The sequence below is a fragment of the Candidatus Syntrophosphaera sp. genome (assembly GCA_019429425.1).
Lineage (GTDB): Bacteria > Cloacimonadota > Cloacimonadia > Cloacimonadales > Cloacimonadaceae > Syntrophosphaera.
This window is the reverse complement of the sequence record JAHYIU010000067.1, coordinates 1-13,442: the sequence shown is the minus strand read 5'-3', so window position 1 is coordinate 13,442 and position 13,442 is coordinate 1. Positions and strand designations below refer to the sequence as shown.

8 protein-coding genes are annotated in these 13,442 nt (G+C 56.1%); 4 read left to right on the top strand and 4 right to left on the bottom strand.

Features of this window, described 5'->3' with window-relative positions; translation table 11 throughout:
- From K0B87_07420 to K0B87_07405, 4 genes are all read left to right on the top strand, one after another.
- Positions 1-806 (top strand): T9SS type A sorting domain-containing protein (locus K0B87_07420; protein ID MBW6514569.1); only part of this gene is annotated, 806 nt, incomplete at its 5' end.
- 213 nt (positions 807-1,019) lie between these two features.
- Positions 1,020-1,484 (top strand): NADH-quinone oxidoreductase subunit NuoE, encoded by a 465-nt coding sequence (gene nuoE / locus K0B87_07415; GenBank protein MBW6514568.1) that lies wholly within the window; start codon positions 1,020-1,022, stop codon positions 1,482-1,484.
- 11 nt (positions 1,485-1,495) lie between these two features.
- On the top strand, positions 1,496-3,265 hold the full coding sequence (nuoF, locus tag K0B87_07410) for an NADH-quinone oxidoreductase subunit NuoF (GenBank protein ID MBW6514567.1): 1,770 nt from the start codon (positions 1,496-1,498) through the stop codon (positions 3,263-3,265).
- 9 nt (positions 3,266-3,274) lie between these two features.
- On the top strand, positions 3,275-6,589 hold the full coding sequence (locus tag K0B87_07405) for an FAD-dependent oxidoreductase (protein MBW6514566.1): 3,315 nt from the start codon (positions 3,275-3,277) through the stop codon (positions 6,587-6,589).
- A gap of 143 nt (positions 6,590-6,732) precedes the next feature.
- Here K0B87_07405 and K0B87_07400 read toward each other — a convergent pair whose 3' ends face one another.
- From K0B87_07400 to priA, 4 genes are all read right to left on the bottom strand, one after another.
- Positions 6,733-8,829, bottom strand: a complete 2,097-nt coding sequence (locus tag K0B87_07400; protein MBW6514565.1) for an SUMF1/EgtB/PvdO family nonheme iron enzyme — start codon at positions 8,827-8,829, stop codon at positions 6,733-6,735.
- Complete coding sequence (hutI, locus tag K0B87_07395) at positions 8,826-10,082, bottom strand: imidazolonepropionase (protein ID MBW6514564.1); 1,257 nt, start codon at positions 10,080-10,082, stop codon at positions 8,826-8,828. The genes K0B87_07400 and hutI overlap by 4 nt, the downstream gene beginning before the upstream one ends.
- 54 nt (positions 10,083-10,136) lie before the next feature.
- Positions 10,137-10,469 (bottom strand): DUF1292 domain-containing protein, encoded by a 333-nt coding sequence (locus K0B87_07390; protein MBW6514563.1) that lies wholly within the window; start codon positions 10,467-10,469, stop codon positions 10,137-10,139.
- Positions 10,470-10,539: 70 nt separating this feature from the next.
- Entirely contained in the window at positions 10,540-12,912 is a 2,373-nt protein-coding gene (gene priA, locus K0B87_07385) for a primosomal protein N' (GenBank protein MBW6514562.1), read from the bottom strand.
- Positions 12,913-13,442 lie beyond the last annotated feature (530 nt).

Below are 13,442 nucleotides of genomic sequence, written 5' to 3'. Positions count from 1 at the left end.
AAACCTTTTTCGGCCTCTATCCCGCCAATCCTGGCACCTACGCGCAATTAGTGAGCAATTCCGTGGACGGCGAAACCTATGCTTACCAGTTCGTGATCTCCGCCGCCATGCCCCAGCCCGCGATCGAATCGCTGGCCGATCCGGACGATCCGGTGCAGGATTTCCGGTTCCTGGTTACTGTGGAAAGCAACTGGTATTACATCACCGGCCGCACGCTTTGGGACGACATCGATGTGCTGGGTTCGCCGGCCCATTTTTACGACAAGCAGGATGATGTCCAATCCAACGCCGCGTTCATGGTCACGGACTCGGACAACCTGCTGTTCCTGCAATTGGAGAATTTTTGCAGCGCCTATTCCTATACCAGCCCCGCCTATGAAACCCTGACCGGCTTCGACATTCCCATGGGGCAGGATTGGTACGCGTTTCTGGATAACTCACACCGGCATGGCAACGCCGTCATGCTGGGCGGGGAGATCCGCCTTGAACATTGGGGCACTCCAGTCGACGATCCCCAAATGCCACCGGTTTCATTCAGTTTATCAAGCCCCTCGCCCAATCCCTGCTCTGGATCGACCAAGCTGATACTGGAACTTCCCTCAGCCGCAGAGATAGGGGTAAAAATCTACAACCCACGCGGACAAATGATCCGCAGCCTGGCTTCGGAAGCATTGCCAGCCGGAACGCACAACCTGATCTGGGACGGGAAAAACGGCTCCGGCGCGGATGTCGCTTCCGGCCTGTATTTGATCCGGGTCCAGAGCGGGGATCATTCAGCCACCCGGAAAGTGCTCGTGATCAAATAGTTAATCGCTTTTGCCCGGGTGACTGGCATTAGTGTTTGAAGGCCATCAATGACACCGAAATGGCGGAGGCCATCAGTCCAGCTTTGCATTATCACAAGAGCGCTGTGCGTTTTTATTTGACAAAGTCCGTACTTCCATAAATTTGCAATTTCAGTGCCCTTTCCGTAAAAACTCTGGCTGGAAAGGGTGCAGATCTTAAAAAGAGGAATCGCCATGGAGCACGATATTAGCAAGCTGGATGCCATCCTTTCAGCGTATCAGGGCAAGAAGGGGGCATTGATCCCGCTTTTACAGGAAGCCCAAGCTCTCGAGGGTTATCTGTCCCGACCGGTTTTGAAATACATCTCGGAAAAAATGAATGTCTCCGCCGCTGAGATCTATGGCGTGGTGACCTTCTACTCCATGTTTCGCCTCGAACCACAGGGCAAACACATCATCCGGGTCTGCAAAGGCACTGCCTGCCACGTTTCGGACGCGGACGGGATCAAGGACGCCCTGATCGAGACCCTCAAGCTGGCTCCCGGCGCTGTGACCACCAGCGACATGAAGTTCACGCTGATGGAAGTCGCCTGCCTGGGCTGCTGTTCGCTGGCTCCGGTGATCATGGTTGACGACCAGACTTTTGGCAAACTCACCCCGGAAGCCATTCCCGGCATCCTGGATAAATTCAGGTTTTAGGAGGGCTGAGCATGGAACCGATCACCGTGAAAGTTGGCCTGGCCAGTTGTGGCCTCGCCGCCGGTGCAGAAGACGTCTATCGCAAACTGGAAGAGTACCTGGGGCAGAATAATGAGTCTTTCTCCCTGAAAAGGACAGCCTGCATCGGAATGTGCTTTGAGGAGCCGGTTGTAGAATTGGCTGGTTCAGATCTGGGTTCCGTGACCCTGGGCCGCGTGAATCCTGAAAACATCATCAGCCTGGTGGAGGAATACCAAAGCGGTAAGCTGCCCTCCTCCAATGTGATCCTGGCCGAAAAAAGCGACGCATCGCGCAATGAGCTGCTCGCCAACCAACAGCGCATCGTGCTTCAGAATTGCGGGGTGATCGATCCGCTCTCCCTTGCCGATTATGAATCCCGGGGCGGTTATCAGGCCCTGCGCAAAGCCCTGGCGCTCTCGCCCGGCGAGATCATCGCCGAGATCAAGGATTCTGGGCTGCGCGGACGCGGTGGGGCGGGATTTTCCACCGGCCTGAAATGGACCTTTGCCGCGGCTGCCAAGAGCGAGAAGAAATATGTGGTCTGCAACGCCGACGAGGGCGATCCGGGCGCGTTCATGGACCGCAGCGTTTTGGAAGGCGACCCCCACAAGATCCTAGAAGGCATGATCATCGGCGCTTACGCCATGGGCGCGGATGAAGGCTACATCTACTGCCGGGCCGAATATCCGCTGGCCATCGCGCATCTCAAGGTGGCCATAGAAGCAGCGCTGGAAAAACACTATCTGGGGAACAACATCATGGGCTCCGATTTCAGCTTTGAGCTCCATATCAAGGAAGGCGCCGGGGCATTTGTCTGCGGCGAGGAGACAGCCCTGATGCAATCCATCGAAGGAAAGCGCGGCATGCCCATCATCAGGCCGCCCTTCCCCGCGGAATCAGGGCTTTGGGGTAAGCCCACCAATATCAACAATGTGGAAACCTGGGCCAATATCCCCTGGATCCTGCTCAATGGGGCCAAGGCATTCCGGGCCATGGGCACGGAAAAATCCCCCGGCACCAAGGTTTTCGCCCTCGCGGGCAAGATCGCCGGCAGCGGCCTGATCGAAGTTCCGATGGGCATACCCCTGCGCGACATTATCTATAAGGTCGGCGGCGGCATGAAAACGGAAAAACCCTTCAAGGCCGTCCAGATGGGCGGTCCCTCCGGAGGCTGCATCCCGGCCGAACTTCTGGACACGATCGTCGATTACGACAGCATCACCGCCACCGGCGCGATCATGGGCTCGGGCGGCATGGTGGTGATGGATTCCGGCACCTGCATGGTGGACGTGGCGCGCTACTTCCTGAATTTCACCCAAAACGAATCCTGCGGCAAATGCACTTTCTGCCGGATCGGAACCCGGCGCATGCTGGAGATCCTGACCAGGATCACCGAGGGCAAAGGCGTCATGGAAGACATCGAAAGGCTGGAGGACCTGGCCCAAAACATCATCAAAGGCTCGCTCTGCGGCCTTGGCCAGACGGCTCCCAATCCCGTTCTAACCACCCTGCGTTATTTCAAACACGAATACCTCGCCCACATAGAGGAAAAGCGCTGTCCCGCCGGTGTTTGCACCGCCTTGCTCAAATATGAGATCGATCCGGACAAGTGCATCGGCTGCACCGCCTGCGCGCGCAAATGCCCGGTCAACTGCATCTCCGGGACAGTCAAGCAGCCGCATATGATCGACCAAAGCAAATGCATCAAGTGCGGCGCCTGCTATAAAACCTGCAAATTCGACGCGATCACCAAGGCATAGGAGACACCGATGATTGAAGTGATTTTAAACGGAAACAAAGTCCAGACCGAACCCGGCATTACCATTCTGGAACTGGCGCGCCGCAACGGATTGGAGATCCCCACCCTCTGCCATGATGAAGAGCTCAAACCTTATGGATCCTGCTGGGTCTGTGCCGTGGAAGTGAAAGGCCGCCGGGGTTTTGTGACCTCCTGCGGCACCAATGTCACGCCCGGCATGGAGATCACCACGGATGGCGAAGACATCCGGGCAGCCCGGAAAATGGCATTGGAACTGCTGATCTCCAATCACTATGCCGATTGCGAGGCCCCCTGCAAGATTGCCTGCCCCGACCATGTGGACATCCAAGGCTACGTTTCCCTGATCGCCAACGGCCAATACCACGAAGCTGTGAAAGTGATCAAGGACACCCTGCCGATGCCGCTTTCCATCGGAAGGGTCTGCCCCGCTTTCTGCGAAAAGGAATGCCGCCGCCAGATCGTTGAAGATCCCATCGCCATCCGCCAGCTCAAACGCTTTGCCGCGGATGAGGACCTGAACGACGCTTGGAACTATGTTCCGGATAAAGAGGCTTCCACGGGCAAGAAGGTTGCCATCGTTGGAGCCGGTCCCTCCGGCCTGACCTGTGGATTCTATTTATCAAACCTCGGCCACGAGGTGGTGATCTTCGAATCCGCCCCAGCCGCCGGAGGCTGGCTGCGTTTTGGCATTCCGGAATACAGGCTGCCCAAGGCCATCCTCGATCGCGAGATAGAGCTGATGTGCGCCAGCGGCATGAAAATTGAATACAATAAGAGCCTGGGCAAGGATATCCAATTGAAGAACCTTTGCGCCCAATACGATGCGGTCTATCTGGCCATCGGAGCCCAGAAAGCCGTTCCCATGCCGGTCAAGGGCTCAGACCAGCAAGGTTGCTATCTGGGCGTGGATTTCCTCAAAGCCCACAGCCTGGGAAACACTCCTCCCCTGGGGAAAAAAGTGGCCATTGTCGGGGGTGGGAACACAGCAATAGATTGTGCCCGCACCGCCATCCGCCTGGGCTGTGAGGTGAGTGTCATCTATCGCCGCACCAAAGACGAAATGCCTGCCGAACCCTTTGAGATCGAGGCTGCCGGGCATGAAGGGGTGATTTTCCACTACCTCTGCAATCCGGTTGAATATTTCGGCGAGAACGGAAAGCTCAAAGAGGTCAAGATCGAAAGAATGAGGCTCGGAGAGCCCGATTCCAGCGGCAGAAGGCGTCCCGAACCCACCGGAGAGTTTTTCACCAAAGCCTACGATTCGATCATCGCCGCCATTTCCCAAGTGCCCGAGGTCGATGTTTTCACCGCCGAAGATAACCATATCCAAGGCCAGATCCTGCCGGTCAGCAGATGGCAGACAGCGGTCGTGGATGAAGGCACCATGTACACCGGCTTGGGCAATGTCTTTGCCGGTGGTGATTTCCGGCGCGGCGCAGCAACTGCTATCGAGGCCATCGCAGACGGACGCTTTGCCAGCGAGGCCATCAACCGTTATCTGAACGGAGTTTCGCTTGTGTCCGACAGTTTCCGCTTTGACAGCAAGAAAGGCTACAAGGTGCAGGAGATCTCCCCCGAGGAGTATGCCGGATTTGAAAAAGCGGCGCGCGAGCTGATGCCCGAGATCCCTGTTGCTGAGGCAAAAGCATCATTCAAAGAAGTTGAGCAAGGCTTTGCTGAATCAGTCGCCAAAGCGGAAGCCGATAGATGCCTGGAATGCGGCTGCCAGGTGAACGAAACCTGCAAGCTCCGAGACTTCTGCTCCGAATACCATGTCGAGGCTCTACGCTTTCCCGGCAGCATCAACAAGCATCCCATCGATTACAGCCATCCTTTCATCGTGCGCGATACCAACAAATGCATAAACTGCGGCCGATGCGTACGCACCTGCGCGGAAATCCAGGGCCCGGCCGTGCTTGGCTACATCTATCGTGGCTTCGCGGCTGTGGTGGCCCCGGAATTCGGCGAATCGCTCACCCAGACCACCTGCGAGAGCTGCGGGAAGTGCATCGCGGTCTGTCCAGTTGGCGCTTTGGTGGAGAGGAATCTGAACTACAAGCTTAATCCGCTGCCCAAGGATACGGCCTCACAAAGCTGCGGCATGTGCGGAACCGGATGCAAGATTACCTGCGAAACCCAGTCCGGAGTGCCGGTGCGCGTAACAACTGATGAGGAGCATCCTGGCTTCAACGGACGGAACCTTTGTTTTAAAGGCAGATTTGGCTGGCAAGCGCTCTACGCAGAAGACCGGCTCCGCTCTCCGCTGAAAAAGGAAAACGGCGGCTGGCTGGAAATCTCCTGGAAAGACGTCCTCGCTCTGATCTCGGACAGGCTAAAAGCCTCTCCGGTCAAGCGTTTTGAGGTCTCGCCGCATATCAGCCTGGAAGAGATGCTGATGGTTCAGAGAGCTGCCCAATCTTGCGACGAAGAGCTGTGCGCCGATCAGCGCTACAAGGTCTTCAGCAGCGAATTCCTGACCCTGCAACCCACCCTCGAGCCCTATCAAATTCTGGATAACTTTGAGCAGTATGTCATCGTCGGCAAGCTCAGCCACACCCTGCAAACCATGCTGCGCCTGAAACAGCGGCAGGGAAAGAGGCTCATATCCGTAATCTGCGACGGCAGCGATCCCCTCCGTTTCGCGGATACGGTCCATTCCTCCCTGGCATCTTTGGATACATCCAAACGGCAGCTCTACATCTACAATATCAACCAGATCTCCGAACAAAACATTGGCAGAGTGCTGAACGCCGCTTTCATCCGTGATCCCCAGTTCCGCAACGTGCTGGAAACCACCGATTATCAGAACCATTACGGATTGCAGCTCCTTCGGCCCTCCTTTGAACTGGCCGCGGATGCCGATTTCATCCTTGCCTACGGGACTCCTGCCCGGAAAAGCAAGCCCTCTTCATTTTGCGTGGAGATAATGCAGTTCGCTTCTGAAAACTCGGAAGCGGACCTGATCCTGCCCGCGACTTCCTATCTGGAGATTGACGGTACAGCCCTGGCCTCAGACTTCGGTATAACCCGCTTCCACAATCCTTCCAAATCAATACTGGCCAATGAGTTGCTGCGCCTATTCTACGAACTTGACTGGATCTCGCCGGCCACGGCGGACATCAATCATTGGAACGAAGCTGCCCAAGACCTCTTGGAAAGCGCAACTTCAATCCCTGAAGTAGCTTACGATCCCGGGCTGATTGACCTCAGCTTACTCCGGGATACTGTGATCCCCGTGGATTCGCTTCTGCAGCATAGGGTTACTGATCTCTACGAGCAACGCAAGTTAACCAGCAAATTCTGAACATACCCAAAATTCTGACAAGTTCAGGACAATACCAATATGCCAGGCCAGCCAAGCCTGGCTTTTTCTTACCCAAACAGATTCAGATATAGCACTGCCCAAGAGATTTTGAGAGCGGGGAAGTTTTCAGGATGTGAGTTCGATTAAGGGGTGCGGACAACCCGGAAGCCAATGTAATTTGTTTTCAGATAGGGTTTTACGGCCTGCCGGTTGGTCACCCTCAATTCATGGGACTCGTCTTTCCAGGACCCGCCCCGAATGACCTTGTCGGTGCCGGATTCCGGTCCCGAGTAAAGCAACGCGGCGTTGTAGGAATAGCGGCCATACCAGTTCCAGACCCATTCGCTGACATTGCCGCTCATATCATAAAGGCCCAGGAGGTTAGCCTGTTTGAGTCCGACCGGATGCACCCTGCCAGCGCTGTTGGCGATATACCAGGCCGCGGCATCGGGGTAATTTGATCCGCTGTACATGGTGAAATCGTCCCTTCTTCTGCCTTTGGCGGCAAATTCCCATTCCGCCTCGGTTGGCAGCCGGTATCCGTTGGCGTTGAAATCGCACACCACACCGTTGCTATAAAAGTCATAGCAGGGATCCAGCCCGTCCACTCTGCTTTTCTCGTTGCAGAATTCCAAAACCTCATTGAAAGTGACCTCAGTGATGGGCAGGTCTTTATGCTCCTCCAGAATGACATAATCCGTCAAGGCCATGGCCCATTGTTCGCGCGTGATCTCAGTCGGACTGATGTAAAAGGAGGGCACGTAAACTTCACGGGGGGGGAATTCGTCGTCATCAGCCTCAGGACCGATATGCCCGATCACGGTGCTGTCGCCTTCCACGAAGATCATTTCAAGAGGCAGGTTGGCGACCCGGAACTCCGATACGTCGGCTTCTGTTGCCGTTACAGTCTCAACCTCGGAAAACTCGGGCTTGTCCTTGATAATCACATACTTGACAACGATGTAGCCGATTATCAACAGTGAAATGATCCCAAAGATCCTGAACAGGCGCTGCATTCTGGAGAGCTCAGCGTGCTGAACCTTATCCGCCCCGGGAATATGGATCACGGTCTCTTTTTTTGCTGCTGCCGGTTTCGACCGCGGCAGGGATACCGGTTCAGGAGGCCCGAGCGGGATGGTCTCCTCTTCTGGTTCTAGATCAGGCTCACGCTCAGGTTCAGTATCTTTTCCGGTTTCCTGGAATGGCTCCTCAGGTTGGGGTTCCGGAACGATCTCTGGCTCAGGGGTCATCCAAGTCTCAGCGCTCGGGGTTGAATCTTTCTTCTGATCTTCCTGCTCAACTGCTTTTTCGATGTCCCTGGCCGGAACAGGTTCCAGCTTTTCGAGCGGAACTTCTGCAATCACCGGTGCTTGCGGCGTATCCCGCATGGTCCTGTTCAGGCAGGATTCATATGGTATGTCCTGCTGGGTCAGGAGCGCGTTCTTCAGCTCGGCGGCAGTGCCAAAGCGCTTGGCCGGATCGAGCATCAGGGCTTTGTTCAGGATGTTGAACAGCCAGTGGGGCAGGCGTTTGCTGAGCAGATCTGGGTTTAGCGCCGGACGTTGGAAGGTTTGCTGTTTTTGCTGGGATGGGCTTTCCCGGCGCGAAAGCGACCAGGGTAACTGGCCGCAGAAGAGCAGATAGGCCAAAACCCCCACAGAATAAAGGTCTGAGCATTCATCCTGGCCCTCGTCCAAAAAGACCTCTGGCGGAGTGAACAGCACTGGATGGATATCGCACTTGTCCGGATCGTCCGTTTTCCATTTGTCAGGGCTTTTGCCAAAACCGAAGATCTTCAGGTCATAATCTGGATCGATGATGATGCTGGCGGGATTGAGGTTCATATGCAAGACCCCGCTGGCGTGCGCGTATTCCAGCGCGTCCAGGGCCTGCAGCACCCATTTGAACGCGGTTTCATAACTTATATCCGCTTTCGGCAGGCTGAGGATGGCGTCAAGCCGGTCGCCCTGGATGAATTCGCCCACCAAATAGGGTGTCCCGTCTTCCTCGAACAGGGCGAGGGTCCTGCGGATATTGGGATGTTCCAGTTTCAGGCCCAGCGCGGCTTCGTCCTTAAGCTGGCGGATCAGCGCGTAATCCGCTTTCCAGCGCTGCTCGATGGTCTTGATGGTCACCAGGCTGCCGTTTTGCTGGTTTCTGGCCCTATAGACGCAAAAATGCCTCGACCGGTTCAGGGTTTCCAGAATGGTGTAAGTATTCTCGTTGCCAAACCCGTTCATGATTCAGCTGCAAAAACGCGCTTGCCGCGGGCGTAGACGCTCAGGATGTGCGAACTGCCCAGATGGTAGGGGATGAAATTGACCGAGGGAATGTCCCAGACCGTGAAATCAGCCAGTTTCCCCGGTTCGAGCGAGCCGACCTGGTCCGCCAACCCCAAAGCGTGGGCAGCGTTGATCGTTGCCGCGCAGATCGCCTCCGCGGGCAAAAGCCCCATCTGCAGGCAGGCCAGGCTGATCGTGAGGGGCATCGAATCGCAATTGCAGCTTCCGGGATTGAAGTCCGTGGCGATGGCCACTGGCAGGCCCTGTTCGATCATGTATCTGGCCCGCGCGTAGGTCTTGCTGCGCAGGGAAAACAGCGTGGCTGGCAGCAAAACGGGTATGACCCCGGCTTCCCGGAGGGCCTTGATCCCCTTGTCAGACGCGGCCCCCAGATGGTCCGCCGAGACGCATCCCAATTCCGCGGCCAGTTCCGCGCCTCCGATCGGTTCGATCTCGTCGGCATGCATCTTGAGCTGGAATCCGTAGTCTTTGGCGCAGCAAAGGATCTGGCGGGATTCCCGGATGCCGAAAACATGCGCCTCGGTGAAGATATCGCAAAAGCGCGCGATCCCCTGCTCCCCGGCGGCGGGGATCATTTCGCGGCAGAGGATGCCGATGTAGGCAGGATGGTCGTCTTTGTGTTCTAAGGGATACTCATGCGCTCCCATGAAGGTGGGAATAATGCTGATGGGAAGCTCAGCCGCCAGGCGACCGATCACCCGCAGCTGCTTCAACTCGCTGGCTGTGTCCAGCCCATAACCGCTTTTGGCTTCCAGAGTGGTGGTCCCCAAGGCGATCATGCGTTCGATGCGTTTTTTGGCAAGAGCGAAGAGCAGGCCTTCATCCGCTTCCCGCGTGCTTTTTATGGTGCTGCGGATGCCGCCGCCGGCTTGGGATATCTCCACATAGGACCTGCCAGCCAGCCTTTGGGCGAATTCATCCTCCCGTGTGTGCACGAACACCGGATGGGTGTGCGCATCCACAAAACCGGGCAGGACGACTTTGCCGGACGCGGAAACAGTTTCGTCCGCTTCATGCTGGAAACAGATGTCCTGAGTTGTGCCCACAGCCACGATCCGGCCGTCTTTGACCGCCAGGGCGCCATTTTCGATCATGCCCAGGTCGTTCAATTCAGAACCGGTGCGGGGGGTGCTTTTGCCCCGCAGGGTTAGGAGCTGCCGGCAGTCCCTGAGGATGGTATCAACCCTCATGGCGCCATCCAAAACAGACATTCTTCATTATTGGTAAATGAGGTTGGTAGCGCTCTACTCCTCTTCAGACTCCTCATCCAGGCGGGAGAAATGCTCGTCGAATTTGGCCGCTATGGCGTTGAACTCGTCATCGTCCTCAATGACGCTCAGTTCCACATTCTCATCGATCACGGCCATGGACATGATGTCATATTCCATGGAGTCAACTTCCGCCAGGGCAATGTATTGCTTGCCTTCGTGCTCGATTATGTCCAGCACCAGGAAGTCCTTTTGGGTGCCGTCTTCCATATCCAGGGTGATGACGTTGCTGTCCTCGTGTTCACAATCGCAGGTCTCGTCCCCGCAATCTTCGCCGCAGTTGCAGCCGTTGATTTCTTTATCGGTCATGGGTTACTCCTTTTCAGTTTAATACAAGATTTCAAAGCTGAGGTTTTTGGCAAGGGAAAATTTGGCCCGCTCACATCAGGCTGAGGGGATCGATATCGATGAGGACGTGGACCTGGGGCGGAGGAGCGTAGTCCTCGCTGATCCTGCTGATCACGGATTTCACGGCGGAAGGGTTTCGGCCCTTGATGATGACATGCTGCCGATGCAGGTTGTTGAGCCTGGCAAAGGGCGCGGGGGCCGGTCCCAGCAGGAAAACCTCTTCCGGTGGAAAGTTTGAGCCCAGCACCAAGACCTTTCTGGACAGAGCCTCCATTTCCTGTTGCAAAAGGTCCCCGTCGCCGCATTGGTAAAGGATCCGGGCCAGACGGTAGTAAGGCGGGTAATTCAATCTTTTGCGATAGGAAAGCTCTTCCGCGGCAAAGCCCGGATAATCCTGGTTTCCAGCATGGACGATGGCGTAATGCTCCGGATTGTAGGTCTGGATGATGACTTCGCCGGTCTTGTCCGCCCTGCCGGAGCGCCCCGCAACCTGGGTGCAAAGCTGGAAAGTGCGTTCCGCGGCGCGAAAATCCGGCACGTTGAGGCTGATGTCCGCGTTCACGATGCCCACCAGGGTCACGTTTGGAAAATCCAAGCCCTTGGAGATCATCTGTGTGCCCAGCAAGATGTCCACATCCTTGTCTTTCATGCGCCGATACATGGTTTTGTGGGCATCCTGCCTGCGGGCGGAATCTGAATCCAGGCGCAGGATCCGGGCCTGGGGAAAGAGGATCTGCAGCACCTGCTCCACCTTCTGGGTGCCCGGCGAGCCGTAGGAAAAGCTGAAACTGCCGCAGTGCGGGCATTTGCGCGGGCTGGGATAGGCGTGGCCGCAATAGTGGCAGTGCATTTCCTCGCGGTCGCGATGGTAATACATGCTGATCTCACAATTGTTGCATTTGATCAGTTCCCCGCATTTCAGGCACTGCATGAAGGAGGAAAAGCCGCGCCGGTTTTGGAACAGGATCACCTGTTCGTGCCTTTCCAGGCGCGTGTTTATCGCCGCGATCAGTTCGTCGGAAAGAAGCTGCTGGTTGTAGTCATCGCAGAGGCTGAGGATCCGCACCGCGGGAAGCTTGATCTCCAGGGGCCTGCTGACCAGCCGGTGCAGGCGATATCTGCCCAGTTCCTGATTGTGCCAGGATTCCAGGGAGGGCGTGGCGCTGCCCAGAATGATCTGGATCCCTTCCATCCTGGCCCGCACGATCGCCAGGTCCCGGCCGTTGTAGCGCGGATTGTTGTCCTGTTTGTAAGACTGCTCATGTTCCTCATCAACGATGATCAGCCCCAGCCTGGGCATTGGGGAAAACACCGCGCTGCGAGCCCCGATAACGATCCTGCATTCCCCGCGTGAGATCTTTTGCCATTGTTGCAGGCGCTGTCGGTCGCTCAGTTGGCTGTGGCTGATCGCCAGCACCGATCCAAACTCGGCCTGGAAACGCTCCACCATCTGCGGCGTGAGCGCGATCTCCGGGATCAGGAAAATGACGTTCTTTCCCTCTTCCAGCACAGAGCGGATGAGGGGTATGTAGACCTCGGTCTTGCCGCTGCCTGTGATCCCAAAGAGCAGATGGACCTGGAAAGAACCGCGTTGCTCCATAATTTCCCGGATGGCAGCCTGCTGCTCGCTATTCAGGACGATGGTTTTGGGCGGGGCGCTGCTGTCATATTGGAAAAACTGGCGCTCCACCTTTTTGGGTGTGATGCTGACCACCTCTTTTTTGGCCAGGGCGCGGATCACCGAATAGGAAACCGTGTCGCTGATCTCGGAGAGGGGAAACTCCTCCTTGGCCGAGGCCAGGATCAATTGCAGGGCTTCCTTTTGCCTGGCCGGAAAGGAGTCCAGATCCGGGGACGGGACCAGCAGGCGGACAAAATTCAGCGTCTTGGGCTTGTCCCGGGAGCTGAGTTTGCGGCTGATCTCCAGATAGCCTTCATCCACACCCGCTTCCACCAGCCGCAGGACCGGTTTTCCCTTGAGGAGCAAGCGCAGTTCGGACACGCGCCGGGGCTGGCCGCCGGACAAAGCTTTGGCGATCTGCTGGTATTGCTCCGGGATCTCTGATCCAAGCCACTTTACCTCGGCCTCAATATCGGGGATCAGCCAGGCTGGCAGCATGGCAAAGCAAGCGCTGCCCAAAGAACAGTGATAATAATCCGCCATCCACTTGGCCAGGGCGAGCAGCTTCGGGTTCAGAACCGGTTCCTCATCCAGAACTTCCAGGATAGGCTTGTAGGAAATCGAAGCTTCCGGAGGAACTGTCAATTGCTCTCCGCAGATCCCGATCATGTCCTTGCGGTTGAATGTCACCAGGACGCGCGCCCCCTCCGCAATGCTTTGGGCGGAGCGGTAATGGAACTCCTTGCTGAGCGCCAGGGGCAGATGGACAGCATAATAGAACATGCGGTTAGGCAAGCCGGAAGCGGGAATTATGTCAATGGAAAATTCACTTCCCCCGTCAATCCAAACGCCAAAGCCAGGATATTCACTCTCCTTTTTTCAGATGTGCGTCCCCCTTCCAGCCTCGATCGCACTAACTTCATGCCCGGGATCACATTAGCCATCATTTTTAGCCTCAGCCCCGGCAGGTCCGCTCACAACTCAGCCATCAATAGCGCCACAATTACTCCAAAGCCTTGAATCCCATGACCTTCCCTATCCCTCCCTTAACGGCGTCAATCACTTGTCTATCCACAGTCTATCACTTGTCTATAATAGACAAGTGATAGACTGTGGATAGACAAGTGATTGGCTGGGTGAAGGGAAGGAGGGGAAAGAGAAAAGCCGGGTTTTTCAGGCCTTTTACAACTTATCTTTCCCACATCTAAATCATTGCAAATTAGACCAGGCAAATGACAGCGAGCTAACGCAAAAGATTAACTGGCAATGCGATACTTGAATCGCGTGAAATCGTGATTATCCAGTTCCTCCAG

Bases quoted from the DNA above. Each gene is read 5' to 3' on its own strand.
- nuoE (MBW6514568.1), top strand. From the start codon at position 1,020: ATGGAGCACGATATTAGCAAGCTGGATGCCATCCTTTCAGCGTATCAG.
- nuoF (MBW6514567.1), top strand. From the start codon at position 1,496: ATGGAACCGATCACCGTGAAAGTTGGCCTGGCCAGTTGTGGCCTCGCC.
- K0B87_07405 (MBW6514566.1), top strand. From the start codon at position 3,275: ATGATTGAAGTGATTTTAAACGGAAACAAAGTCCAGACCGAACCCGGC.
- K0B87_07400 (MBW6514565.1), bottom strand. From the start codon at position 8,829: ATGAACGGGTTTGGCAACGAGAATACTTACACCATTCTGGAAACCCTG.
- hutI (MBW6514564.1), bottom strand. From the start codon at position 10,082: ATGAGGGTTGATACCATCCTCAGGGACTGCCGGCAGCTCCTAACCCTG.
- K0B87_07390 (MBW6514563.1), bottom strand. From the start codon at position 10,469: ATGACCGATAAAGAAATCAACGGCTGCAACTGCGGCGAAGATTGCGGG.
- priA (MBW6514562.1), bottom strand. From the start codon at position 12,912: ATGTTCTATTATGCTGTCCATCTGCCCCTGGCGCTCAGCAAGGAGTTC.